The sequence below is a fragment of the Roseateles sp. genome (assembly GCF_965262435.1).
Lineage (GTDB): Bacteria > Pseudomonadota > Gammaproteobacteria > Burkholderiales > Burkholderiaceae_C > Paucibacter_A.
Genome location: NZ_OZ253537.1, coordinates 2,104,606 through 2,127,528 on the forward strand (window position 1 = coordinate 2,104,606; position 22,923 = coordinate 2,127,528).

25 protein-coding genes are annotated in these 22,923 nt (G+C 63.9%); 18 read left to right on the plus strand and 7 right to left on the minus strand.

Annotation, left to right across the window (positions count from 1 at the left end):
* Window position 1 precedes the first annotated feature (1 nt).
* A complete protein-coding gene (locus ACQY39_RS09090) occupies window positions 2–475 on the minus strand; it encodes a tRNA (cytidine(34)-2'-O)-methyltransferase (protein ID WP_428505449.1) in 474 nt (157 codons plus the stop codon).
* Between the two features lie 51 nt (window positions 476–526).
* Complete coding sequence (locus tag ACQY39_RS09095; RefSeq protein ID WP_428505451.1) at window positions 527–1,282, minus strand: ComF family protein; 756 nt, start codon at window positions 1,280–1,282, stop codon at window positions 527–529.
* A gap of 23 nt (window positions 1,283–1,305) precedes the next feature.
* On the opposite strand from ACQY39_RS09095, the gene ACQY39_RS09100 reads away from it, so the two are divergent.
* The 7 genes from ACQY39_RS09100 (at window position 1,306) to ACQY39_RS09130 (ending at window position 7,259) form a co-directional block, all read left to right on the plus strand.
* Window positions 1,306–2,250, plus strand: coding sequence for a biotin synthase (locus ACQY39_RS09100; protein ID WP_428505453.1), 945 nt, complete (start codon window positions 1,306–1,308; stop codon window positions 2,248–2,250).
* A 214-nt stretch (window positions 2,251–2,464) separates the two neighbouring features.
* Window positions 2,465–3,658 (plus strand): cytochrome c oxidase subunit II, encoded by a 1,194-nt coding sequence (gene coxB, locus ACQY39_RS09105; protein WP_428505455.1) that lies wholly within the window; start codon window positions 2,465–2,467, stop codon window positions 3,656–3,658.
* A 38-nt stretch (window positions 3,659–3,696) separates the two neighbouring features.
* Complete coding sequence (gene ctaD / locus ACQY39_RS09110; RefSeq protein ID WP_263517071.1) at window positions 3,697–5,325, plus strand: cytochrome c oxidase subunit I; 1,629 nt, start codon at window positions 3,697–3,699, stop codon at window positions 5,323–5,325.
* Window positions 5,326–5,329: 4 nt separating this feature from the next.
* On the plus strand, window positions 5,330–5,446 hold the full coding sequence (locus ACQY39_RS09115; protein WP_428505458.1) for a cytochrome oxidase small assembly protein: 117 nt from the start codon (window positions 5,330–5,332) through the stop codon (window positions 5,444–5,446).
* Window positions 5,447–5,453: 7 nt separating this feature from the next.
* Window positions 5,454–6,077, plus strand: a complete 624-nt coding sequence (locus ACQY39_RS09120) for a cytochrome c oxidase assembly protein (RefSeq protein ID WP_428505460.1) — start codon at window positions 5,454–5,456, stop codon at window positions 6,075–6,077.
* Window positions 6,074–6,316 (plus strand): DUF2970 domain-containing protein, encoded by a 243-nt coding sequence (locus ACQY39_RS09125; protein ID WP_263517074.1) that lies wholly within the window; start codon window positions 6,074–6,076, stop codon window positions 6,314–6,316. The genes ACQY39_RS09120 and ACQY39_RS09125 overlap by 4 nt, the downstream gene beginning before the upstream one ends.
* Before the next feature lie 58 nt (window positions 6,317–6,374).
* On the plus strand, window positions 6,375–7,259 hold the full coding sequence (locus tag ACQY39_RS09130; protein WP_263517075.1) for a cytochrome c oxidase subunit 3: 885 nt from the start codon (window positions 6,375–6,377) through the stop codon (window positions 7,257–7,259).
* A gap of 105 nt (window positions 7,260–7,364) precedes the next feature.
* Here ACQY39_RS09130 and ACQY39_RS09135 read toward each other — a convergent pair whose 3' ends face one another.
* Window positions 7,365–7,583, minus strand: a complete 219-nt coding sequence (locus ACQY39_RS09135) for a DUF2909 domain-containing protein (RefSeq protein WP_263517076.1) — start codon at window positions 7,581–7,583, stop codon at window positions 7,365–7,367.
* Window positions 7,584–7,616: 33 nt separating this feature from the next.
* On the opposite strand from ACQY39_RS09135, the gene ACQY39_RS09140 reads away from it, so the two are divergent.
* From ACQY39_RS09140 to ACQY39_RS09160, 5 genes are read left to right on the plus strand one after another with little or no spacing between them, the layout of a single operon-like run.
* Window positions 7,617–8,375, plus strand: coding sequence for an SURF1 family protein (locus ACQY39_RS09140; protein WP_428505463.1), 759 nt, complete (start codon window positions 7,617–7,619; stop codon window positions 8,373–8,375).
* Between the two features lie 10 nt (window positions 8,376–8,385).
* Window positions 8,386–9,039, plus strand: coding sequence for an SCO family protein (locus tag ACQY39_RS09145; RefSeq protein ID WP_428505465.1), 654 nt, complete (start codon window positions 8,386–8,388; stop codon window positions 9,037–9,039).
* A 14-nt stretch (window positions 9,040–9,053) separates the two neighbouring features.
* Window positions 9,054–10,235 (plus strand): COX15/CtaA family protein, encoded by a 1,182-nt coding sequence (locus ACQY39_RS09150; RefSeq protein ID WP_428505467.1) that lies wholly within the window; start codon window positions 9,054–9,056, stop codon window positions 10,233–10,235.
* A gap of 6 nt (window positions 10,236–10,241) precedes the next feature.
* On the plus strand, window positions 10,242–11,153 hold the full coding sequence (gene cyoE / locus ACQY39_RS09155) for a heme o synthase (protein ID WP_428505469.1): 912 nt from the start codon (window positions 10,242–10,244) through the stop codon (window positions 11,151–11,153).
* 22 nt (window positions 11,154–11,175) lie between these two features.
* Complete coding sequence (locus ACQY39_RS09160; protein WP_428505471.1) at window positions 11,176–11,796, plus strand: SCO family protein; 621 nt, start codon at window positions 11,176–11,178, stop codon at window positions 11,794–11,796.
* A gap of 72 nt (window positions 11,797–11,868) precedes the next feature.
* Here the strand turns inward: ACQY39_RS09160 and rpoH are convergent, their stop codons facing one another.
* The 3 genes from rpoH to ychF all read right to left on the minus strand — a co-directional run bounded on the left by rpoH (window position 11,869) and on the right by ychF (window position 14,786).
* Window positions 11,869–12,789, minus strand: coding sequence for an RNA polymerase sigma factor RpoH (gene rpoH / locus ACQY39_RS09165; protein ID WP_263563599.1), 921 nt, complete (start codon window positions 12,787–12,789; stop codon window positions 11,869–11,871).
* A gap of 160 nt (window positions 12,790–12,949) precedes the next feature.
* Window positions 12,950–13,456, minus strand: a complete 507-nt coding sequence (locus ACQY39_RS09170; protein ID WP_428505473.1) for a chemotaxis protein CheW — start codon at window positions 13,454–13,456, stop codon at window positions 12,950–12,952.
* Between the two features lie 238 nt (window positions 13,457–13,694).
* A complete protein-coding gene (ychF, locus tag ACQY39_RS09175) occupies window positions 13,695–14,786 on the minus strand; it encodes a redox-regulated ATPase YchF (protein WP_263517084.1) in 1,092 nt (363 codons plus the stop codon).
* 206 nt (window positions 14,787–14,992) lie between these two features.
* Here ychF and ACQY39_RS09180 point away from each other — a divergent pair, with 206 nt between their 5' ends.
* The 6 genes from ACQY39_RS09180 (at window position 14,993) to ACQY39_RS09205 (ending at window position 21,253) form a co-directional block, all read left to right on the plus strand.
* The gene (locus ACQY39_RS09180; protein ID WP_428505476.1) at window positions 14,993–16,105 is read left to right on the plus strand and encodes an FAD-dependent monooxygenase; all 1,113 of its coding nucleotides are present in this window, start codon (window positions 14,993–14,995) and stop codon (window positions 16,103–16,105) included.
* Between the two features lie 38 nt (window positions 16,106–16,143).
* Window positions 16,144–16,869, plus strand: a complete 726-nt coding sequence (locus tag ACQY39_RS09185) for a DsbC family protein (RefSeq protein ID WP_428505478.1) — start codon at window positions 16,144–16,146, stop codon at window positions 16,867–16,869.
* A gap of 96 nt (window positions 16,870–16,965) precedes the next feature.
* Window positions 16,966–17,433: a DUF3429 domain-containing protein gene (locus tag ACQY39_RS09190; RefSeq protein WP_428505480.1), complete on the plus strand. Its 468-nt coding sequence runs from the start codon at window positions 16,966–16,968 to the stop codon at window positions 17,431–17,433.
* 4 nt (window positions 17,434–17,437) lie between these two features.
* Complete coding sequence (locus ACQY39_RS09195; protein WP_428505483.1) at window positions 17,438–19,240, plus strand: M61 family metallopeptidase; 1,803 nt, start codon at window positions 17,438–17,440, stop codon at window positions 19,238–19,240.
* Window positions 19,225–20,451 (plus strand): DUF3108 domain-containing protein, encoded by a 1,227-nt coding sequence (locus tag ACQY39_RS09200; protein ID WP_428505485.1) that lies wholly within the window; start codon window positions 19,225–19,227, stop codon window positions 20,449–20,451. Before ACQY39_RS09195 ends, ACQY39_RS09200 begins: the two co-directional genes overlap by 16 nt.
* A 7-nt stretch (window positions 20,452–20,458) precedes the next feature.
* Complete coding sequence (locus tag ACQY39_RS09205) at window positions 20,459–21,253, plus strand: enoyl-CoA hydratase (RefSeq protein ID WP_263537782.1); 795 nt, start codon at window positions 20,459–20,461, stop codon at window positions 21,251–21,253.
* 66 nt (window positions 21,254–21,319) lie between these two features.
* Here the strand turns inward: ACQY39_RS09205 and lysS are convergent, their stop codons facing one another.
* Window positions 21,320–22,846, minus strand: a complete 1,527-nt coding sequence (gene lysS, locus ACQY39_RS09210) for a lysine--tRNA ligase (protein WP_428505487.1) — start codon at window positions 22,844–22,846, stop codon at window positions 21,320–21,322.
* Window positions 22,847–22,923 lie beyond the last annotated feature (77 nt).

Genomic DNA, 22,923 nt, shown 5'->3' on the forward strand with positions numbered 1-22,923 from the left:
CTCAGGGAGCGCTGCCCTCGTAGCCGTTCTGTCGCCAGGCCTCGAACACGGCCACGGCCACGCTGTTGCTCAGGTTGAGGCTGCGCTGACCAGGGCGCATGGGCAGTCGCACCCGTTGTGGCTCGGGGAACTGTTCGCGCAGCTCGGGCGCCAGGCCCGCGGTTTCAGAGCCGAAGACCAGGAAGTCGCCCGCTTGCCAGTGGATGTCGGCCAAGGGTCGGCTGCCCTTGGTGGTGAAGGCGAACAGGCGATCCGGCGCCGGCTGCGCGCTGGCCAGGAAACTGGCCCAGTCGCGATGGCGCAGCACGGCCGTGTACTCGTGATAGTCGAGCCCGGCGCGTTGCAGCAGGCGGTCCTCCATGGAGAAGCCCAGGGGCTCGATCAGGTGGAGGCTGCAGCCGGTGTTGGCGGCCAGACGAATGACGTTGCCGGTATTGGGCGGTATTTCCGGTTGGACCAGAACGATATGGAACATGGCAGAGTGCGGCGCAGGCGCCGAGCGAAAAAGAAGAGGGGAGGAGAGGGTTTAGTCCAGCGCGGTGTCGGGCGTGCGGGCGACGACCCAGGCCTGCACATTGAGGGCGCCGGCTTGGCGCAGCACCCGGGCGATTTCGAACAGGGTGGCGCCGCTGGTCATCACATCATCGAGCACGACGACATGACAGCCGCGTAGCTCGCCGGTCCGCCCGGGCTCGACGGCAAAGGCCTGCTTCACATTCTTGCCTCTTTCCTTGAGTGGCAGCTGGGCTTGCTGCGCTGTGCTGCGCACGCGCAGCAGCAGTTCGGGTTCGCAGACCAGCTTGCGCCGTCGGGCCAGGGTCCGGGCCAGTTCGAAGCTTTGGTTGTAGCCACGTTCACGCAGGCGGCGTGGCGACAGCGGCACGGGCAGCAGCAGGTCCGGTGCTTCCGCTTCAGCGATATTGAGGGCCTGGTTCAGGCGATCCAGCAGAGTCTCGCGGAGTTCGATGGCCTGATGAAATTTGTAGTGCTGGATCAGGCCGTCCCAGGGAAAGCTGTAATCGAGCGCGGCGATGCTGCGGTCTAGGGGCGGCGGCTCGCGCAAGCATGTGCCGCATTTGGCTTCACGGCGCCCGGCCAGGGCAGGTGGCAAGCGTGCCGCACAGGTCCAGCAACGTGGCACCGGCCTGGCATAGCGCTGCAGGCATTCGCTGCAGACCTGCTGTCTGGACCAAGCCCGGCAGATCGCGCACTGCCCCGGGCAGCGCATCAACACCCGCTCGACAAAAGCGGGTTTGACGGGAGCGAGGCGCCGGGTCAGCATGGCGCTCAATATACTGCCGGCCCATGGCCGAACCCTTGTCTCCCCCTAGGACCGACGCGTCCCCCGCGCCCCAGCTGCCGCGGCCCCAGCAACTTGATCCCATCGCTTTGCAGCGGCAGGCGCGGCGCTTGGCTGCGCATGGGCAGGCATCCTGGTTGAGCCTGGAGGTGGCGCAGCGCATGGCCGAGCGGCTGGCCATCATCAAGCTGCAGCCAGCGCGCGTTTTGCAATGGTCGGGTCTGCTCGGCGGCGGCAGCGAGGCCCTGCGCCAGGCTTACCCGCAGGCCGAGCATGCCGATGTCGAGCCTACGCTGGATTTGCAGCTGCGTGCACGTGCGCTGCACAAGACTTCATGGTGGCAATCGGCGCTCGGTCGGGCGCCCGCCTTGCAGGTGCTGGCGCCGGAGGACTTGGCTGGGCATGGTCAGGTCGGTTTGGTCTGGGCCAATCTGGCCTTGCACACCATGCCGGATCCACCGGCCACGCTGGCGGCCTGGCATTCGGCTTTGCAGGTCGACGGCTTTCTGATGTTTTCCTGCTTCGGGCCCGACAGCCTGGTCGAATTGCGGCCCTTGTTTGCCCGTCAGGCTTGGGGGCGCCCCGGGCCGGATTGGTGGGACATGCACGACATCGGTGACCTCCTGGTCGGCGCCGGCTTTGCCGATCCGGTCATGGACCAGGAGCGAATTCAGCTGACCTGGGCGCAGCCGGCGGACCTGCTCATGGACCTGCGTCTGCTCGGCGGCAATGTCGCGCCAGATCGGTTTGCGGGATGCCGAGGCAAGACCTGGCACCGTAAGCTGCTGGAAGCCTTGGAAACCTTGCGCCGAGCTGACGGCCGCCTGCATCTGAGCCTGGAAATTGTCTACGGCCATGCCTTCAAAGCAATGCCGAAAGTGCGGGTAAGCCCCGAAACCAGCCTGTCTTTGGAGCAGATGCGCGCGATGGTGCGCCGATCCGGTGCTTGATGCGGCTAAAGAGACAGTGAGCAGGGGAGTCGTAGGCTAAAATTCGCATTTAGCCAAAATGCATGCTCCGTGACTTTAGGGTCAGGCCTTGCCAGCGTCTTTGACAAGCCTCAAAAACAAGCGCTGTAGCGGTCGCATCGTTGGGCAAGCCGGGCAGTGAAGCGGGTTCACGCCAGGGCTCTCATGAGACGAATTTGAAACAAGAGTGACGACCATGATGATGATGAACACACGAGTGCATCAGGCCGCGCGCCGCTTGGCACAGGTGGCCCTGGCGGCAGGCGCGACGCTGGCGGCCCATTCGGCCGTGGCGGCCCAGGCGGTCCAAGATCTGCCGGGTGGCCCCGCCGTCAATCAGCTCAATCTGCACCCTCCGGTCACCCGCATTGCGGCCGATCAAATGTGGCTGCACAACTTCATGCTGATCATCTGCCTGGCCATTTTTGTGGCTGTGTTTGGCGTGATGTTCTATTCCATCTTCAAGCATCGCAAGTCCAAGGGTGCGGTGTCGGCGAACTTCCACGAGAGCGTGAAAGTTGAAATCGCCTGGACCGTTGTGCCTTTCATCATCGTCATCTTGATGGCCCTGCCGGCCACCAAGGTCGTGGTCGCCATGAAGGACACCACCAATGCCGACCTGACCATCAAGGCCACCGGTTACCAGTGGAAATGGGGTTACGACTACATCAAGGGCGAAGGCGAGGGCATTGGTTTCCTGGCCACGCTCGACACGGCGCAGCGTGCCATGTCGGATGCAGGCAAGCCCGAAGGCGACAACTACCTGCTCAAGGTGGACAACCCGCTGGTCGTGCCCGTCAACAAGAAGGTGCGCATCATCACCACCGCCAATGACGTGATTCACGCCTGGATGGTGCCGGCCTTCGGCGTCAAGCAAGATGCCATTCCCGGCTTCGTGCGCGACACCTGGTTCAAGGCAGAAAAGATCGGTGATTTCTACGGTCAGTGCGCTGAGCTGTGCGGCAAGGAACACGCCTACATGCCCATCCATGTGAAGGTGGTGTCGGCTGAGGACTACTCCAAGTGGGTGGACGGCAAGAAGAAGGAATTGGCTGCCAAGGCGGACGATCCGAGCAAGGTTTGGGAATTGCCGGCCCTGGTGGCGCGCGGCGAGAAGGTCTACAACGCCAACTGCGCGGCTTGCCACAAGGCTGACGGGTCCGGCGCAGGCCCGATCAAGGCTTTGGTGGGCTCGCCGGTGGTGTTGTCGGAAGACAAGCTGGCGCAGATCAAGGTGCTGCTGAATGGCCAGAACAACGGCACCATGCCGGCTTGGAAGCAGTTGAGCGACACCGAGATCGCGGCCGTGATCACCTACACCAAGAACAGCTGGTCCAACAAGACCGGTCAGGCGGTGCAGCCGGCTGAAGTGCTGGCCGCACGCAAGTGATTGGCTGAACGTCGACAAGCGTTGATAAAGGAAACAAGATGAGTGCAGTGCTTGACCACCACGGTCATGACGTTCATGACCATGACCACCACGATCACCATGCCCCGACGGGCTGGCGTCGTTGGGTCTTTGCGACCAATCACAAGGACATCGGTACCCTGTACCTGCTGTTCTCGTTCACCATGCTGATGATCGGCGGCATCTTGGCGCTGTGCATCCGCGCCGAATTGTTCCAGCCCGGTCTGCAGTTCTTCAATCCGGAACTGTTCAACCAGTTCACCACCATGCACGGCCTGATCATGGTGTTCGGCGCCATCATGCCGGCCTTCGTGGGCTTTGCGAACTGGATGATTCCGCTGCAGATTGGTGCATCGGACATGGCCTTCGCGCGCATGAATAACTTCAGCTTCTGGCTGATGATTCCTGCGGCCATCATGCTGGTGGCTTCGTTTTTCATGCCCGGCGGTGCACCCGCAGCCGGCTGGACGCTGTACGCGCCGCTGACCTTGCAGATGGGCCCCTCCATGGATGCTGGCATCTTCGCCATGCACATCCTGGGCGCTTCGTCCATCATGGGTTCGATCAACATCATCGTCACCATCTTGAACATGCGCGCGCCCGGCATGACGCTGATGAAGATGCCGATGTTCTGCTGGACTTGGCTGATCACCGCCTACCTGCTGATCGCCGTCATGCCTGTGCTGGCCGGTGCCATCACCATGACGCTGACCGACCGTCATTTCGGCACCAGCTTCTTCAACCCGGCTGGTGGCGGTGACCCAGTGATGTACCAGCACATCTTCTGGTTCTTCGGTCACCCCGAGGTCTACATCATGATCTTGCCGGCCTTCGGCATCGTCAGCCAAATCGTCCCGACCTTTGCGCGCAAGAAACTGTTCGGCTACGCCTCCATGGTGTATGCGACCGCTTCGATTGCCATCTTGTCCTTCATCGTCTGGGCTCACCACATGTTCGCGACCGGCATGCCGGTGACGGGCCAGCTGTTCTTCATGTACGCGACCATGCTGATCGCCGTGCCGACAGGCGTGAAGATCTTCAATTGGCTGGCGACGATGTGGCGCGGGTCGATGACTTTCGAAGTGCCCATGCTCTGGGCCGTCGGCTTTATCTTTGTGTTCACCATGGGCGGCTTCACCGGCCTGATCTTGGCCATGGCGCCGATCGACATCCAGGTGCAGGACACTTACTACGTTGTGGCCCACTTCCACTACGTGCTGGTGGCCGGATCCCTGTACGCCCTGTTCGCCGGTGTGTACTTCTGGGGTCCGAAGTGGACCGGCGTGATGTACAGCGAAACCCGCGGCAAGATCCACTTCTGGGGCTCCTTGATCACCTTCAACATCACCTTCTTCCCCATGCACTTCCTGGGTCTGGCCGGCATGCCGCGTCGCTACGCTGACTACCCCGTGCAGTTCACCGACTTCAATGCCATCGCTTCGGTCGGCGCCTTTGGTTTCGGCCTGATGCAGGTGTATTTCTTCCTATTCGTCGTTATCCCGATGATGCGCGGCAAGGGTGAGAAGGCTCCGCAGCGTCCTTGGGAAGCTGCCGAAGGCCTGGAGTGGGAAGTGCCGTCGCCGGCTCCCTTCCACACCTTCGAAGAGCCGCCCAAGTTGAACGCCAGCGCCACCAAGATCGTTGCCTGAAGCCATGACTCAGACCCCCGAGCAACGCAAGAGCAACAAGCGCCTGGCGCTGGTCTTGTTCACGGTGGCCCTGGTCTTCGGACTGGGCTTCGTGACCAAGATCGCCCTGCTGGGGTTCTGAGCTTTTCATGAGCAAACCCAAGCTGCCCTGGACCCTGGCGTCCGCCCTGCGCAGGGACAACCTGCACCTGGTCGGCAAGCTGCTGGTGGTGGTGACGATGATGTTCGGCTTCGGCTACGCGCTGGTGCCGCTCTACAACGCCATTTGCACCGCCCTCGGCATCAATGTGCTGTCGCTCAGTGAGCGTCAGCATGCGGTGCGCGCCGAGGATGTGAAGAACGGCCAGATCGACTACAGCCGCAAGATCACCATCGAGTTCGATGCCAATGCGCGCGGCCCCTGGGAGTTCAAGCCCGCGGTGACTCATGCGGTTGTGCACCCGGGTGAACTTGCCACGGTGATGTACGAGTTCCGCAATGTGCAGGACCGCGTCATGTCTGCACAGGCGATCCCGAGTTATGCGCCCAAGCAGGCCACGGCGCATTTCAACAAGCTCGAGTGCTTTTGCTTCAACGAGTACACCCTGCAGCCAGGGGAAAAGAAGCAGTGGCCGGTGGCTTTTGTGATCGACCCCAAGTTGCCCAAAGACGTCAAGACCATCACCCTGTCCTACACCTTCTTTGAGGTGGCGGGCAAGGTCAAGCAGCAGGCCGTGCAGACCAGCGTGCCGGGCAAAGAGGGACGTTCATGAGCCAGGCGGGTGAAGATTTGAAGCAAGCCATCGCACGTCCGGCGTCGTTTGTGCAAACGATGCGGGCGGTCGCTTGGTCCTTCTTCGGCGTGCGTCGCGGCGCCGACTATGAGAAAGATGTGGCTCAGCTCAATCCCGTGCATGTGATCATTGCCGGGGTGATCGGGGCCGTTTTATTCGTGCTGGTGCTGGTGCTCTTGGTCCAATGGGTCATCGGCAGCGGGGTCGCCGGCGCTTGAGTTTTGCAAGCTTTGCAGCGTCATCAGCAGGACTGAATTTAGTTCGAGGAGAAAAGAAATGTCGGCAGCGACTACCACGGGCAAGACCCCTTACTACTTTGTGCCAGGGCCTTCGCGCCATCCGGTGATGGCGGCCATCGGCCTGTTCTTCGTGATCCTCGGCGCAGGCCAGTGGATCAACGACCATGACTGGGGCAAGTACTCGCTGATCTTCGGCCTGCTGTGGTGGGCCGTGGTGCTCAAGCAGTGGTTCGGCGACGCCATCCGCGAAAGCGAAAGCGGCTTGTACAGCGACCGCATCGACCTGTCCTTCCGCTGGAGCATGGGCTGGTTCATCTTCTCGGAAGTGATGTTCTTCGCCGCCTTCTTCGGTGCGCTGTACTGGGCTCGCGTCCATGCCGTGCCGAGTCTGGGCAGCCTGGAGAACGCACTGTTGTGGCCTGATTTCAAGGCTCTGTGGCCCAGCGTCGCCGCCGGCATGACGGCTTCGCCGGCCGGTGTCGTCGAGCCCTTCAGCACCATGGGCCCCTGGCCGCTGCCGACCATCAACACCGCCTTGTTGCTGACCTCGGGTGTGACGCTGACGGTGGCGCATCACGCCTTGATTGCTGGCAACCGCGGCAAGACCATCGCCTTCATGTGGATGACCGTCATTCTGGGCATCGTTTTCTTGTGCGTGCAAGGCTACGAATACATGCACGCCTACCGTGACCTGAACCTCAAGCTCAGCTCCGGCGTCTATGGCTCGACCTTCTTCATGCTGACCGGCTTCCACGGTTTCCACGTGTTTGTGGGCATGTTGATGTTGCTCTTCATCACCCTGCGCCTGCAGAAGGGCCACTTCACCAAGGACCGCCATTTCGGCTTCGAAGGCGCGGCTTGGTACTGGCACTTTGTGGACGTGGTCTGGCTGGGCCTGTATTTCATCGTCTACTGGATGTAATCGGCCTGCCAGCCGGCCAAAAAGAAAGCGCCGCAATTCGCGGCGCTTTTTTTCTGAGCAGTTCCGCTCAGACTCGTGGGCAGGGAAGGGCAGCGCTGGGCGCTGTCAGCGTTGGAGTGGCAGGCCGGTCGGCTCGATCCAGCCCATCAGATAGCTGAGCAGGATGAAGAGAAACAGGGCCACGGAAAGCCCCACGCGCAGTGCCAGAGCTCGGGCCATATTCGGTCCGCGCTGCTCGCGGTTGCCGTTCTTGAACATGAACAGGCCGGCGGCCGCTAGGGCGCCCAGGATGCCGATGAAGGCGAGGATGACGATGGTTTTCATGGTCGTGAATTATGCGCCGGGAGGGGGGGAGCGATGTCTCGCTTGAATGCTGCCCACCAGCGTCTGCTGGTCTTGCTGCTGACCTTGTTCGCCATGGCGCTGACGGCCCGGCTTGGCTGGTGGCAGCTCGACCGCGCGGCCGAGAAGAAGGCCTTGCAGGCGGCTGTCGAGGCGCGTGGCCAGCAGCCCAGCTTGCTGGGCGCGGACTTGGCCGCAAAGGCTCCGGAGGCGCAGTTGCACCGGACCGTTCGCTTGCGCGGGCATTGGCTGCCGGAGCACACAGTCTTCCTGGACAACCGGCCGATGAACGGGCGTGTTGGCTTCTATGTCGTGACGCCTTTTCAAATCAGCGGCCGCAGCGAGCTGATTCTGGTCCAGCGCGGCTGGGGCCCGCGTGATGCGCGCGAGCGCAGCCGGCTGCCGCCGGTGCAAACGCCTGAGGGCGAGATTGAGCTGCTCGGGCGTTTGACCGCAGCGCCTTCGCGTGCATACGAGTTCAGCGCGGCGGGCGAAGGAGCGATCCGGCAGAATCTCGAACCGGCAGAGCTGGCGCGCAGTCTGGGCCGCGAAATGCTGCCCTTGACCGTGCTGCAGCTGTCCGATGCCGCAGCCAGTGGGCCGGCCGTTGACGGTTTGACGCGGGACTGGCCCGCGCAAGATGTCGGTCTGCAGAAACACTACGGTTACGCTTTTCAATGGTTTGCGCTTTGCGCGCTGCTTCTGGGTCTTTATGTCTGGTTCCAAACAATCCGCCCCCGCATCCGCTCCCGCCGCAGCCAAGCTCGCTCCTGAGGCGGAAGGCTTGACCCTGACGGTCCACAGCCTGCCGACATCGCAAGGCTTGGCCGAGGCGCAGCGCAAGCGCGGCGGCCGCCTCCGCATGCTGATGGTGCTGGCGGCCTGTGCCGCGCCGGTGCTGGCGTCCTATTTCACTTTCTATGTGGTGCAGCCTAGCGGCCGTGCCTATGCCGACCTGATCGTGCCCACGGTTGATATTCCGAGCACGCTGCATCTGCAGGACCTCCAGGGCAAGCCGGTCACCGCTGACAGCCTGAAAGGCCAGTGGCTGCTGACCCTGGTTCAGGAGGGCAGCTGCGACGAGGCCTGCGAGCGCCGTTTTTTCCTGCAGCGCCAGTTGCGCGAGATGCTGGGCAAGGAGCGCGACAAGGTCGACAAGCTCTGGCTGCTGCCTGAGGACTCGCCCCTTCCCCGGCCGGAGCTGCTGAAGGCGCTCAACCAGGGTGTGGGTGTGACCATCTTGCGTGCGCCGCGCGCCGAGTTGCAGGCCTGGCTCAAGCCGGCCGAGGGTCAGACCTTGCTGGATCATGTCTTTCTGGTGGATCCGATGGGGCGCTGGATGCTGCGGGCGCCGCCCCAGCCGGATCCGTCCAAGCTCAAAGCTGATTTGAGCCGTCTGCTCAAGGCCAATGCGGGCTGGGACAAAGAGGGCCGCTGAGGCTGCGACGCGCAATGACGACGGCAACGGTTGATCTTTCCCCTTTGTGGCAGTTGGCGGGCCTGGGTGTCTTGCTGGCTTGTGTACCCCTGCTCTGGTGGCATTTGCGTTCGCGCTCGGCCACGGCGCAGGAACGGCTGCGTGCCCTGACCCTGCTGACCTTGTTCCTGACCTTTGACTTGGTCCTGTTTGGTGCCTTCACGCGCCTGACCGATTCCGGCCTCGGCTGCCCGGACTGGCCGGGCTGCTATGGCAGCGCCAGCCCTCTGGGTGCGCGCGAGGAGATCCATGCCGCCCAGAGTGCCTTGCCGAGCGGCCCGGTCACGCATGGCAAGGCATGGATCGAGATGATCCATCGCTACCTGGCCAGCAGCGTCGGCTTCCTGATCCTGGTGCTCTGCGTGCAGAGTTGGCGTCAGTGGTGGCGGCAACGCAGTCAGGCTGAGGGCGTGTCTGTGTCGCCGGGCTGGGCCAGTCTGACCTTGGTCTGGGTCTGCATGCAAGGTGCCTTTGGCAAGCTGACGGTCACCATGAAATTGTTCCCGGCCATCGTGACCCTGCACCTGCTGGGAGGTTTGGGCTTGCTGGTCCTGCTGGCCTGGCAGGCACAGGGCTACCGACCGCAGCCCATGGTCGTGAGCCGTGGCTTGCGCTGGGCGGGCTGGGGCTTGCTGCTGCTGAGTGTCATGCAGGTCAGCCTAGGCGGCTGGGTCAGCACGAATTACGCCGTGCTCGCCTGTTCCGAGTTCCCGACCTGTCACGCCGGTCAATGGTGGCCGGCCATGGACTTCACCCACGGCTTCACCCTGTGGCGCGAGTTGGGTGTCGGTGCCGACGGCGGCTGGCTGCCGTTTGAGGCCCTGACCGCCATCCACATGAGCCACCGGCTCGGGGCCCTGGTGGTGTTCACGGCCTTGCTTCTGTTTGTCTGGCGCTTGCGCGCCTCCCCTGAGGCCGGCCACTGGCCGCGCCGGCTGCTGCTGGTGGCGGCCTGGCAGTTGCTCAGCGGCATGTCCAATGTGGTGCTTGACTGGCCCATCCTTGCGGCCTTGGCGCATACCGGCGGTGCGGCCATGCTCTTGCTGCTGCTGGGTTCCATGCTGGCCCAGATGCAGCAGGGCCGAGGGCTGCCGCAGCGCTCTGCGGCGTTCGCCAGCAAACAAACTGCCCTTGATTCAAGAATCTCGATACCCTGAGCCCTTATGTCTTCCACTCCCTCCGTCACTGCGCCCGGGCTCTCGAGTTCGCGTTGGCAGCAGTTCTACCAGCTGACCAAGCCTCGGGTGGTTCAGTTGATCGTGTTCTGTGCCGTCATCGGCATGGCCCTGGCCGTGCCCGGCCTGCCGAGCGCTGACCAGTGGCTCAGCATCCTGGCCGCCACCGCAGGCATCTGGCTGGTGGCCGGTGCGGCGGCCGCTTTCAACTGCCTGATCGAGCAACAGATCGACGCCAAGATGAAGCGCACCGCCTGGCGCGCCACGGCCAAGGGTCAGTTGAGCCGGGTGCAAACCTTGACCTTCTCTGCCCTGCTGTGCGGACTGGGCTCGGCCATTCTGTGGTTTTGGGTCAACCCATTGACCATGTGGCTGACCTTCGCCACCTTTGTCGGCTACGCGGTGGTCTACACCGTGATTCTCAAGCCGATGACGCCGCAGAACATCGTCATTGGTGGCGCATCGGGCGCCATGCCGCCGGTTCTGGGTTGGGCCGCGCTGCGCGGTGAAGTGGGCCCCGAGGCGCTGATCCTGTGCCTGATCATCTTTCTCTGGACGCCACCGCATTTCTGGGCCTTGGCGCTCTACCGGGTCGAGGACTACCGCAAGTCCGGCCTGCCCATGCTGCCTGTCACTCATGGCGGTGAGTACACCCGGCTGCAGATCTTTCTCTACACCTGGATTTTGTTGGCGGCCACGCTCTTGCCTTTCATGACCGGCATGAGCGGCTGGATCTATCTCATCAGCGCCTTGGCTCTGGGCCTGGGTTTTTGCGCCTACGCCTGGCAGCTCTGGCGCGAGTATTCCGACGAACTGGCGCGCGCCACCTTCCGCTTTTCCATCTGGCATCTGTCGCTGTTGTTCGCGGCGCTCTTGCTCGATCACTACCTGCTGCCTTGAACGGACCCGAGAGATGAAACCGATGTGTTCCAAACGCGCTTTGCTACGTCTGTCTGCGGGCGTTCTGTTGGCAGGCAGTCTGACCGCTTGTGATCAACTGGGCCTAGGCGGCGCCAGCAAGCCGGTGTTCAAGGGTGTGGACCTGACTGGGGCCGAATATGCGCGCAGCCTGAACCTGCCCGATCTGGATGGCCGCAACCGCAGCTTGGCGGACTTCAAGGGCAAGGTGCTGGTGGTGTTCTTCGGCTACACACAATGCCCCGATGTCTGTCCGACCACCATGGCCGAGTTGGCTGAGGTCAAACGCTCACTAGGAGCTGATGGTGATCGGGTTCAGGGCATCTTTGTCTCGGTCGATCCCGAGCGCGACACCGCTGCCTTGTTGAAGGCCTATCTGGCCAGCTTTGACCCCAGCTTTGTGGCGCTGCGTGGCAGCGAGGAGCAGGTCAAGGCGGCTGCCAAGGAGTTCAAGGTCTACTTCGCCAAGGTGCCAGGCAAGACGCCCGAGACTTACACCATGGACCACACAGCCGCCAGCTTCATCTTTGACACCCAAGGACGGGTGCGGGTGTTCTCGCGCTATGGCTCGGGCGCGCAGGCCTTGACCGACGACATCAAGATGCTGCTGGCCGAAAAGGGCTGATCCGCGCAGACAGATCCACCATGAGAAACGGCCCCGCAAGGGGCCGTTTGCTTTGGCAGGCGCCGCGCTCGATCAGGCCGGCGTCAAGGCCTTGCGCATCTTCTTCATGGCTGCCACTTCGATCTGGCGAATCCGTTCGGCGCTGACGCCGTACTCGGCTGCCAGTTCGTGCAGGGTCATGCCGCCCGAGGAGTCGTCGTTGACCTTGAGCCAGCGCTCCTCGACGATGCGACGGCTGCGCTCGTCCAGCGCCTCCAGAGCGCGGCTGATGCCGTCGCCAGCCAGCGCATCGCGGGCCTGGGCTTCCAGCACCCGGGTCGGCTCTTGGCTTTCATCCGCCAGATAGGCGATGGGGGCAAAGCTCTCGCCGTCCTCGTCGCTTTGCGGCTCAAGCGCCACATCGCCGCCGGACATGCGGGTTTCCATTTCCAGCACTTCTTCCGGCTTGACGTTCAGCTCGCGGGCCACATGGGCCAGCTGCGCTTCGCTGAGGCTGTTGCGGTGCGTTTGGTCGTCCGCCTGGTCTTCCTTCATGCTGTGCTTCATCGAGCGCAGATTGAAGAACAGCTTGCGCTGGGCCTTGGTCGTGGCGACCTTGACCATGCGCCAGTTGCGCAACACGTATTCGTGGATCTCGGCCTTGATCCAGTGCATGGCATAGCTGACCAGACGCACGCCTTGATCGGGGTCGTAGCGTTTGACGGCCTTCATCAGGCCGACATTGCCTTCCTGGATCAGGTCGCCCTGGGGCAGGCCATAGCCCATGTACTGGCGCGAGATCGACACCACCAGGCGCAGGTGCGAGAGCACCAAGCGACCGGCGGCCTCGAGGTCCCCGCTTTCGCGCAGGCGGCGGGCAGCCGAGCTTTCCTCTTCCGGGGTCAGCAGGGGCAGGCGGTTGACGGCGGAGATGTATGCATCCAGATTGCCCAAAGAGGGCACCAGCGCCCAAGGGTCGCGTACCGTCAAAGCAGTGGGTGTAGACAAAGTCATCGCTTTCTTTCGCAAGCCGAACCACTTCGGTTTCTTGGAAGCAATATTAGCACTCCCTTGAAGTGAGTGCCAATCGTCTGGGGCTATTCAAGAAACGATCGATTCACGGGGATTTCAGCGAGAGTGCTCGCTAACTTGATGCGAGAAGCTTGGGGTGGCCTCAGTCCAGCAGACCGAAATCCGGGCTCACGACCATGGTGTCAATGTCGAGCAGGATCAGCATGCGGTCGCCGATCTTGCCCAGGCCGGTGATGAAACGGGCATCGAGCGCGGCTGCCACCTCGGGCCGTGGCTTGATCTCTTCGGCCTTCAGTTCCAGCACATCTGAAACCGAATCGACGACCACGCCGACGATGCGCTGCGCCACATTGAGCACGATCACTACGGTGAAAGCGTTGTACTCGCCGTTCTGACCCAAGCGCATGCGCAGGTCGACGATGGGTACGATGACGCCGCGCAGATTGACCACGCCCTTGATGAAGCTGGGCGAATGGGCGACGCGTGTGGGCGGCTCATAGGAGCGGATTTCCTGCACCCGCAGGATGTCGATGCCGTATTCCTCGCCGCCGATGCGGAAGGTCAGGAATTGCTGGGTGTCATGCCGGGTTTGGTCGGTGGGCTGCAGGGCTTGTGCGCCAGAGGCGGGAACCAGTTCGTTAGAGCTCATGGATCGGTGGGCTTGTCTGCGGTTGAGGCGGGGAGGGCCGGGCAAAGTTAACTTCGTGAGGCCATTTTGCAGCCATTGTGCGCCGCGTCATCTCTCGATCTGCCGCCGCCTGGCCGGGTAATTTCCCCCATGGTCGCCCAAAGCGGCCGGCGAAGGCACGAAAAAAAGCCCCGCTGTAGCGGGGCGTGTCGGAGCGGGCGGTCGAGATCGGCCGCGTTCGGCGTCTGCGGCCGATCGATCAGACGTTGAACAGGAAGTTCAGCACGTCGCCGTCCTTGACCACGTATTCCTTGCCCTCAGCGCGCATCTTGCCGGCGTCCTTGGCGCCTTGCTCACCCTTGTAGGTGATGAAGTCCTCATAGGCGATGGTCTGGGCGCGGATGTAGCCACGCTCGAAGTCGGTGTGGATCACGCCGGCCGCTTGCGGGCCGGTGTCGCCCTTGTGGATGGTCCAGGCGCGCACTTCCTTGACGCCGGCCGTGAAGTAGGTCTGCAGGCCCAGCAGGCTGAAGCCCGCGCGGATCAGGCGGTTCAGGCCCGGCTCGTCCTGGCCCATTTCTGACAGGAACATGGCGCGGTCTTCATCGCTCATTTCCGACAGCTCAGCCTCGGTCTTGGCGCAGATGGCCACCACGGGGCCGTTCTGGGCGGCGGCGTATTCCTTCAGGCGGTCCAGGAAGGGGTTGTTCTCAAAACCGTCTTCCGAAACATTGGCCACGAACATGGCCGGCTTGGCGGTGATCAGGCACAGGGGCTTGAGCAGCACCAGTTCTTCCTTGCTGAAGTCGATGGTGCGCACCGGCTTGGCTTCGTTCAGCGCGGCTTCGCACTTCTCCAGCACTTTGACCAGGGCGATCGCCTCCTTGTCACCGGCACGCGCCACCTTGTTGTAACGGTGCAGGCTCTTTTCCACCGTGCCCATATCGGCCAGGCAGAGTTCGGTCTGGATCACCTCGATGTCGGAGATCGGGTCCACGCGGCCGTTGACGTGCACGACATTGCCGTCTTCAAAGCAGCGCACCACGTTGACGATGGCGTCGGTCTCGCGGATGTGCGAGAGGAACTTGTTGCCCAGGCCTTCGCCCTTGGAGGCGCCAGCGACCAGGCCGGCGATGTCCACAAACTCCACCACGGCCGGCAACACGCGCTCTGGCTTGACGATTTCGGCCAGGGCCTGCAAACGCGGGTCGGGCAGCTCCACCACGCCGACATTGGGCTCGATGGTGCAGAAAGGGTAGTTCTCGGCGGCGATGCCGGCCTTGGTCAAGGCATTGAACAGGGTGGACTTGCCGACATTGGGCAGGCCGACGATGCCGCATTTGAGGCTCATGGAGGGCTTTCTGGGGAGCTGGGTTGGGGGCCGCAGAGCGGCCGCTGAACAAGGCGGTCTGGGAGCCGGCTGCCGGCTGACAGCGGCGGGTGGCTCGAAGCTGGGCATGATTTTAGGCCATGACGGCGCCAGCGCTTGGCCCGACGGCTCGCAGGGCCGGCCCGGCGCCGGTGCGCCGTGGCTCAGAGCCTGCCTACAATGCCGCGATGCAAACATATGACGTCCTGGTGCGCGGCAGCGGTTGTGTCGGCCGCAGCCTGGCTCTGGCCCTGGGGGCCCAGGGCCTGCGCGTGGCATTGCTGGGCACGGTCGATGCCAGCGAAAGCCAGCGCGAGGACCTGCGCAGCTATGCGCTGAACGCGGCGTCAGTAGCTTTGTTGCGCAAGCTCAAAGTCTGGGATTCGCTGCCTGCGGCGGCCATCAGCCCGGTCTACGACATGAAGATTCACGGCGATGCTGCCGGTGCGCTCCTGGAGTTTTCGGCCTGGAGTCAGGGTGTGGCCGAGCTGGCCTTCATCGTCGACGCCGCGGCCCTGGAGCAACAGCTGGCCACCGCATTGCGCTTCGCGCCCCATGTGCAGGTGGTCGACGCACCGGTGCCGGCCGCCTTAACGGCCTTGTGCGAAGGGCGCGCCTCGGCCGCACGTGCCGAGCTCGGCGTGCGCTTTGACGTGAAGAGCTACGGCCAGCGGGCCATTGCTGCGCGCCTGCGCAGCGAGCAGCCCCACCAGGGCCAAGCGCAGCAATGGTTCCGGTCGCCGGATGTGCTGGCCCTTCTGCCCATTGAGGCGCCTGAGCCGGGGGCCTCCTATGGCCTGGTGTGGTCCTTGCCTGAGGCGCGGGCCGACGAAATGCTGGCCTTGGATGTCCCTGAATTTGAAGCGGCTCTGAACGAGGTCTGTGGCGGCGCTGTCGGGGGCTTGAGCCTGGTCAGCGGCCGCGCCGCCTGGCCTTTGGCGCTGGCGCGCGCCGAGCCCTTGCAAGGCCCTGGCTGGGTCCTGCTCGGCGATGCGGCGCACCTGGTCCATCCGCTGGCCGGCCAGGGCCTGAACCTGGGCCTGGCCGATGTGGCCGCGCTGACCCGGGTGTTGGAAGCGCGCGAAGCTTGGCGTCCTTTGGGTGACGAGCGGCTGCTGCGCCGCTATGTTCGCGAACGCCAGCTGGACACTTGGGCCATGGGTGAGTTGACCGATGGTCTGCTGCGAGTCTTCGCCAGCGAGGCCGCACCGCTGCGCCAGTTGCGCAACCGTGGCTTGAATGCCTTGAATTCTGTGTCTCCCTTGAAGCGCTGGTTGACAGCACGGGCGCTTGGCGCCTGAAACCTCGAATCTCGAACCTCTCTATGAGTCTGAATCACATGCTGAACACGAAGACCTTGTTCCTGGCCGGTCTGGCCCTCAGTCTGCCGCTGCTGGCTCAGGCCAATGAAGCCGTCATCCGCAAGAGCCTGGCGGAGAAGTTGGCCGGCTTGCCCAAGATCGAGGATGTGCGCCCCAGCGCCATGGCCGGCCTGTGGGAAGTGCGCATCGGCAATGAGATCCGCTATACCGACCCGACCGGCAACTACCTGATCGAGGGCGAGCTGATCGACCTGCGCACGCGCAAGAACTTGACCGAGGAGCGGGTCAACAAGATCAACCAGATCGACTTCGCCAGCCTGCCCCTGAAGGACGCTGTGGTTTGGAAGAACGGCAATGGCAAGCGCAAGATTGCGGTCTTCGCCGACCCCAATTGCGGCTACTGCAAGCGCTTCGAGCGCGCCCTGCAGGATGTCAAGGACATCACCGTCTACACCTTCCTGGTGCCGATTCTCGGCGGCGATTCGCCCGAGAAGTCGCGCTCGATCTGGTGCGCCAAGGACGCTACGGCCAGCTGGCAGGCCTGGATGCTGGAAGGCAAGGCACCGAGCAAGCCGACCGGTGCCTGCGATGACAGCGCGGTCGAACGCAATGCCGCCATGATGCGTCGCTACCATATCAACGGCACACCGGCCATCATCTTTGAAGATGGCAGCCGCGTGCCGGGTGCGCTGGGTGCCGACCAGCTGGAAAAGCGCCTGCAAGCTCTGCCCAGCAAGTCTTGATCGAAGCGGGCGTGGTCCGGGTGGCAATGCCCCAGCGGTGCGCCCGTTCGCTTGTTCCGTCCTTCTCAGTCCCGTTCAGCACCGGAGCATCACCGCATGTCCGCCGCCGTTTCTGCCGCACCGCCGTCGCCCTTGTCGCTCCACCCCGTGGCGCTCAAGCTCGGCCATCTCGGCTTGCTGCCTTTCGCCCTGGGTGCGCTGCTGATCTGGTTGATCGGTGACCGCAATCTCGAGGCGCATGCCTTCGTGACCCTGGGCACATCGGCCTATGCCGCCTTGGTGATCTCATTTCTGGGCGGCATTTACTGGGGCTTTGCCTTTCGCATGCCCGAGACCACAGCCCAGCCTTTCATCTGGGGCATCGTGCCCTCGCTGGGCGCCTGGGTGGCCGTGGTCATGCCGGCCTATGCCGGCCTGGTCTTGCAGGGCGTGATGCTGATCGTTTGCTACCTGGTCGATCGCCGGCTCTACCCGATGTACGGCGCAGCCGCCTGGCTGACTCTGCGTTTCCGGCTCAGCGCCGGCGCTGCCCTGTGCTGTTTCCTGGCTGCGGCGGGGAGCTGAGCGCGTGGCCGATATTCGCTACCGGGTCGAAATCGACTCGGCCCACGATCACCATTTCCAGCTGACGCTGACGATTGCCGCACCTGCTGCCGAGCAGCACATCAGCTTGCCGGCCTGGATTCCAGGGAGTTACCTTCTGCGCGAGTTCGCCCGCCATCTGAGTGGCTTGAGCGCCAGCCAGGGCAGCCGGCAGCTGGAGTTGGAGCAGTTGGACAAGGCCACCTGGCGCGTCGCCTGCAGCGGCCGCAGTGCCCTGGTGCTGCGCTACCGTGTCTATGCGTTTGACCCCTCGGTGCGCGCTGCATTTCTGGACGCGCAACGTGGCTTCTTCAACGGCAGCAGCTTGTGCCTGCGTGTTCATGGCCGCGAAGACCAGCCCCATGTGCTGGAGCTTGGACGTCTGCCCGAGGGTTGGCAGGTGGCCACGGCCATGCCGAAGCAGGCCGACGGCAGCTACCGGGCGGCCGATTACGACGAACTGCTCGACCATCCCTTCGAGCTCGGCCATTTCTGGCAAGGCCAGTTCCTGGCGGGCGGTGTTGAACACCAGTTGGTAGTCAGCGGGGCCATGCCGTCTTTTGACGGCGAGCGTTTGCTGGCCGACACCCAGCGCATCTGTGAGGCGCAAATCCAGTTCTGGCATGGCGCAGCGGCCAAGCGGCGCGGTCCCGTTCCTTTCCAGCGTTATGTGTTCTTTCTGAATACCGTGGACGAGGGCTATGGCGGGCTGGAGCACCGAGCGAGCACGGCCCTGCTGTCGCCGCGCCGCGATCTGCCGCGTCAGGGCCAGAGCGAAAGCAGCGATGGCTATGTGCGCTTGCTGGGTTTGATCAGCCACGAGTACTTCCACACCTGGAACGTCAAGCGACTGAAACCGTCCAACTATGTTCGCCTGGATTACGCCCAGGAAAACTACACCGAGCTGCTGTGGTTCTTCGAAGGCTTCACGTCGTATTACGACGAGCTGATCCTGGTGCGCGCCGGCCTGATCGATGAGGCCCGCTACCTGAAGCTGCTGTCGAGCACGCTCAGCGGTGTGCTGGCGACGCCCGGGCGCAAGGTGCAAAGTCTGGCAGAAGCCAGTTTTGATGCCTGGATCAAGTACTACCGCCAGGACGAGAACTCCCCCAACAGCAGCATCAGCTATTACGGCAAGGGCGCTTTGCTGGCGCTGGCGCTCGACCTCAGCCTGCGCCTGCGCCATGCCGATGGTGAGGCCGCGACCAGCCTGGACGAGCTGATGCGCGGGCTTTGGCTGCGCCATGCTGTGGGCGAGGGCGCCAGCGGCGGCATCAGCGAGGCCGATATCTTGGGCCTGCTGGCCGAGCTCGGTGGCCCGGCTCTGGCCCAGCAGCTGGGCGAGTGGGTCCACGGCACCGAGGACCTGCCGCTGCCGCCCTTGTTTGAGCGCATGGGCGTGCAGCTGCGCGCCGACAAAGCGTCGCTGGCGCAGCGCTTGGGCCTGCGCCTGAATGACAGCGCCGGCGGCCTGCTGATCAAGCAGGTGCTGGCCGGTTCGCCCGCGGCGGTCGCCGGCTTGTGCGCGGGCGATGAGGTCCTGGCCTGCAATGGTTGGCGCCTGCGTCGGCTCGATGAGGCGGTGCTGACCCTGGCGCCGGGCGAGTTCCAGCTGCGTCTGCTGGTGGCGCGCGATCAGCGCATCGTCGAGCTGCAGGCCGAATTACCCGCGACGTCCGCCCCCGGCGGCGCGGCCGTGGGGGCGAGCAGCACGCCGGTTCAACTCTGTCTGGCCGACAAGGCGCCGGCGCGCGCACTCAGCCTGCGCCGGGCATGGTTGGCCGGCTGAGTCCGCTCGGCACCGCCACGCCAGCTGCGCCTGCCAAGGCGCGGCGCCGTGCCTGGCTGCTGCTGGCCCTGGCCTTGCCGGTGCTGGCTTTGCATGCCTGCATCGGCGATGCGGTGTCCGAGCTGAGGCAGGGTTGGAGCGAGCTGGCCGAGATGCCGCCACGGCTCAGCGTCAGCTATGTGCGTGAGCTGCAGCAGAGCCGGCCGGCGCCTGCGTCACCGACCGCGCCGCCACGACAGCATCGCAGCGAGCCGGCGGCCCCGCCGGTCAGTCCGCCCGGTCCGGCCCGCTCGGCGTCGGCTGTCGAATCACCGCAAGTGCCCGAGGCGGCCGAGGCGGTCGAGCACGCTGCCAGTGCGCCCGAGCGAGCCCAGCCGTCGCTGGAGCCCGTCATGCCTGAAGTTGCCTTACCGGTCCGGCCTGCGGCCAGCTCTCCTGTGGACCCGGTCCCAGACACGGCAGCTGCGCCCGGCCCCGAGTGGCCGCCCTCGACCCGTCTGCGCTACGAGCTGACTGGCAATTACCGCGGTGCTGTCACCGGCGAGGCCCAGGTCGAGTGGATCCGTGAAGGCAGCCGTTACCAGGTTCACCTCGATGTTTCGGTGGGTCCGAGCTTCGCCCCGTTGATTTCGCGCCGCATGAGCAGCGACGGCCGCCTGACGACCCAGGGCATCGAGCCGCAACGTTACGACGAAGACACCCGCGTGTTGTTCAGCAGCCGGCGCCGTGTCAGCGTGCTGTTCCAGGGCGAGCAGCTGACCCTGGCCAATGGCCGGGTCGAGGCGTCCGCTCCGGGCATGCAGGACGCGGCCAGCCAGTTTGTGCAGCTGACCTGGCTGTTCCTGACCGGCCGCGAGACTTTGCGTGAAGGTTTGATCCTGGAGCTGCCCCTGGCCTTGCCGCGCCGCCAGTACCGCTGGCGCTACGAGGTGCTGGGGCGTGAAACGCTGGCCACGCCCATGGGTGAGTTGGAGACCTGGCATCTGAAGCCGACGGTGACGGCGGGCGGTGGCGACCTGACGGCCGAGGTCTGGCTTGCACCGACTCTGCAATACCTTCCCGTACGCCTGCGCATCCGGCAGGACGAGCAGACCTTCATTGACCTGATGCTCAAGGCGCCACCAGCCCAGGCCGCACCACCTATCGGTGTGCCGCCTATAGTGAAGCCCAGGATCGAAGCCCCGAACCCCCAAACTTCCCTGAAGGAGTGACCCAGCCATGAGCTACGAATGCATCATCACCGCCGTCCACGGCGAGGGCCCGCGCAAGACCGCCCTGATCACCCTCAACCGCCCCAAGGCCTTGAACGCCCTGAGCGACCCCTTGTTCGATGAACTCGGCGAAGCATTGCTGGCCTTCGACGCTGACGACAGCATCGGGTGCATCGTGCTGACGGGCTCCGAGCGTGCTTTTGCCGCCGGTGCCGACATCCCGACTTTGGCCCAGCACGACTTCCAGAGCGCCGTGCGCACCGACATGATCACGCGCAATTGGGAGCACATCCTGCGCGTCAAGAAGCCGGTGATCGCGGCCGTGGCAGGCTTCGCGCTGGGCGGCGGCTGCGAGCTGGCCATGATGTGCGATTTCATCATCGCCGCCGACACCGCCAAGTTCGGCCAGCCCGAAGTGAAGCTCGGTGTCACGCCGGGTGCCGGCGGTACCCAGCGCCTGCCGCGCGCGGTTGGCAAGGCCAAGGCCATGGACCTGCTGCTGACCGCCCGCATGATGGACGCGGCGGAAGCCGAACGCAGCGGCCTGGTCTCGCGCGTGGTGCCGGCGGACAAGTTGATGGAAGAAACCTTGGCCGCGGCCGAAACCATCAACGGCTTCAGCGCCCCGGCCCTGCAGCTGATCAAGGAGCTGGTCAATCGCAGCTTCGAGAGCGGCCTCAAGGAAGGCGTGACCTCCGAGCGCCGCGTCTTCCATGCTGTCTTCGGCACTGACGATCAGCGCGAGGGCATGGATGCTTTCCTGAACAAGCGGCCGCCGGTGTTTCGGCACGGCAAGCGCTGAACAGACTGTGAGCTAATAAAAAAGGGAGGCCGTGGCCTCCCTTTCTCTATTCGGCATGCCGGCCGATCAAGCTTCGCGGCGCAGCGCCGGGAACAAGATGATGTCGCGGATGCTGGGCGAATCGGTGATCAGCATCATCAGACGGTCGATGCCGATGCCGCAGCCGCCGGTCGGGGGCATGCCGTATTCCAGGGCGCGGATGAAGTCGGCGTCGAAGAACATCGCTTCCTCGTCGCCGGCGTCCTTGTTGGCCACTTGCGCGTGGAAGCGGGCGGCCTGGTCTTCGGCGTCATTCAGCTCGGAGAAGCCATTGGCGTACTCGCGGCCGGTGATGAAGAGCTCGAAGCGTTCGGTGATCTTGGGGTTGCTGTCCGACGCTCGGGCCAGGGGCGAGACCTCGACCGGATAGTCGATGATGAAGGTCGGCTGCCAGAGCTTTTCTTCCACCACGGCCTCGAACATGCCGAATTGCAGCTCGGGCAGGGTCCAGTGCTTGGGTGCTTCTTCACCCAGTTCCTTGAGCTTGGCGCGCAGCAGCTCGGCGTCGTCGGCCTCAGCCTCGCTCAAGCCGGCGTGCACGACCAGGGATTGGCGCACCGAGAGGCGAGCAAAGGGCTCGTCCAGATGCACGTCCTTACCGGCGTAGCTGACGCGGGCATTGCCGGTGGCGGCGCGCGCGGCGTGGCGCAGCACTTCCTCGGTGAAGTCCATCAGATCATGGTGCGTCCAGTAGGCCGCATAGAACTCCATCATTGTGAACTCGGGGTTGTGTCGAACCGAGATGCCTTCGTTGCGGAAGTTGCGGTTGATCTCGAACACGCGCTCGAAGCCGCCCACGATCAGGCGCTTGAGGTAGAGCTCGGGCGCGATGCGCAGGTACATCTCCTGGTCCAGCGCATTGTGGTGGGTGATGAAAGGCTTGGCGTTGGCTCCACCCGGGATCGGGTGCAGCATCGGCGTTTCCACTTCCAGGAAGCTGTGCTCGACCATGAAGCTGCGGATCGAGGACACGGCCTTGGAGCGGGCGATGAAGCGAGCGCGGGCGTGTTCGTCGGTGATCAGGTCGACATAGCGCTGGCGGTATTTCTGCTCCTGGTCGGCCATGCCGTGGAATTTGTCCGGCAAGGGGCGAAGGCTCTTGGTCAAAAGGCGCAGATTGCTGACGCGCACCGACAGCTCGCCGGTCTTGGTCTTGAACAGCTGGCCCTCGGCGCCGACGATGTCGCCCAGGTCCAGGTGCTTGAAGGCGTCGTAGCTTTCCTCACCGACGCCGTCCTTGGTGACGAACAACTGAATACGGCCGGTCGCGTCTTGCAGGGTGCCGAAGGAGGCCTTGCCCATCACGCGCTTGAGCATTAGGCGGCCGGCCACCGAGACGGCCACGGCCTGCGGCTCCAGGGCCTCATTGTCCAGATCGCCATAGCGCTGATTCAGCGGCAGGGCGCGGTGCTGGGGTTTGAAATCGTTGGGGAAGGGGACGGCGGTCTTGGCGCGCAGGGCGGCCAGTTTCTCGCGGCGTTCGGTGATCAGCTGGTTCTCGTCCTGGGCTGCAGGGGCGTGGTGCGGAGCGGGAGGGGTGTGCTGGGTCATCATCAACTCGTTGAATTTGCGCTGATTTTAGGCGCTTATCGAGCCGGGATTTCCGGCGCCCTAGAATGCCGACCATTCGC

Bases quoted from the DNA above. Each gene is read 5' to 3' on its own strand.
- ACQY39_RS09090 (WP_428505449.1), bottom strand. From the start codon at position 475: ATGTTCCATATCGTTCTGGTCCAACCGGAAATACCGCCCAATACCGGC.
- ACQY39_RS09095 (WP_428505451.1), bottom strand. From the start codon at position 1,282: ATGCTGACCCGGCGCCTCGCTCCCGTCAAACCCGCTTTTGTCGAGCGG.
- ACQY39_RS09100 (WP_428505453.1), top strand. From the start codon at position 1,306: ATGGCCGAACCCTTGTCTCCCCCTAGGACCGACGCGTCCCCCGCGCCC.
- coxB (WP_428505455.1), top strand. From the start codon at position 2,465: ATGATGATGATGAACACACGAGTGCATCAGGCCGCGCGCCGCTTGGCA.
- ctaD (WP_263517071.1), top strand. From the start codon at position 3,697: ATGAGTGCAGTGCTTGACCACCACGGTCATGACGTTCATGACCATGAC.
- ACQY39_RS09115 (WP_428505458.1), top strand. From the start codon at position 5,330: ATGACTCAGACCCCCGAGCAACGCAAGAGCAACAAGCGCCTGGCGCTG.
- ACQY39_RS09120 (WP_428505460.1), top strand. From the start codon at position 5,454: ATGAGCAAACCCAAGCTGCCCTGGACCCTGGCGTCCGCCCTGCGCAGG.
- ACQY39_RS09125 (WP_263517074.1), top strand. From the start codon at position 6,074: ATGAGCCAGGCGGGTGAAGATTTGAAGCAAGCCATCGCACGTCCGGCG.
- ACQY39_RS09130 (WP_263517075.1), top strand. From the start codon at position 6,375: ATGTCGGCAGCGACTACCACGGGCAAGACCCCTTACTACTTTGTGCCA.
- ACQY39_RS09135 (WP_263517076.1), bottom strand. From the start codon at position 7,583: ATGAAAACCATCGTCATCCTCGCCTTCATCGGCATCCTGGGCGCCCTA.
- ACQY39_RS09140 (WP_428505463.1), top strand. From the start codon at position 7,617: ATGTCTCGCTTGAATGCTGCCCACCAGCGTCTGCTGGTCTTGCTGCTG.
- ACQY39_RS09150 (WP_428505467.1), top strand. From the start codon at position 9,054: ATGACGACGGCAACGGTTGATCTTTCCCCTTTGTGGCAGTTGGCGGGC.
- cyoE (WP_428505469.1), top strand. From the start codon at position 10,242: ATGTCTTCCACTCCCTCCGTCACTGCGCCCGGGCTCTCGAGTTCGCGT.
- ACQY39_RS09160 (WP_428505471.1), top strand. From the start codon at position 11,176: ATGTGTTCCAAACGCGCTTTGCTACGTCTGTCTGCGGGCGTTCTGTTG.
- rpoH (WP_263563599.1), bottom strand. From the start codon at position 12,789: ATGACTTTGTCTACACCCACTGCTTTGACGGTACGCGACCCTTGGGCG.
- ACQY39_RS09170 (WP_428505473.1), bottom strand. From the start codon at position 13,456: ATGAGCTCTAACGAACTGGTTCCCGCCTCTGGCGCACAAGCCCTGCAG.
- ychF (WP_263517084.1), bottom strand. From the start codon at position 14,786: ATGAGCCTCAAATGCGGCATCGTCGGCCTGCCCAATGTCGGCAAGTCC.
- ACQY39_RS09180 (WP_428505476.1), top strand. From the start codon at position 14,993: ATGCAAACATATGACGTCCTGGTGCGCGGCAGCGGTTGTGTCGGCCGC.
- ACQY39_RS09185 (WP_428505478.1), top strand. From the start codon at position 16,144: ATGCTGAACACGAAGACCTTGTTCCTGGCCGGTCTGGCCCTCAGTCTG.
- ACQY39_RS09190 (WP_428505480.1), top strand. From the start codon at position 16,966: ATGTCCGCCGCCGTTTCTGCCGCACCGCCGTCGCCCTTGTCGCTCCAC.
- ACQY39_RS09200 (WP_428505485.1), top strand. From the start codon at position 19,225: ATGGTTGGCCGGCTGAGTCCGCTCGGCACCGCCACGCCAGCTGCGCCT.
- ACQY39_RS09205 (WP_263537782.1), top strand. From the start codon at position 20,459: ATGAGCTACGAATGCATCATCACCGCCGTCCACGGCGAGGGCCCGCGC.
- lysS (WP_428505487.1), bottom strand. From the start codon at position 22,846: ATGATGACCCAGCACACCCCTCCCGCTCCGCACCACGCCCCTGCAGCC.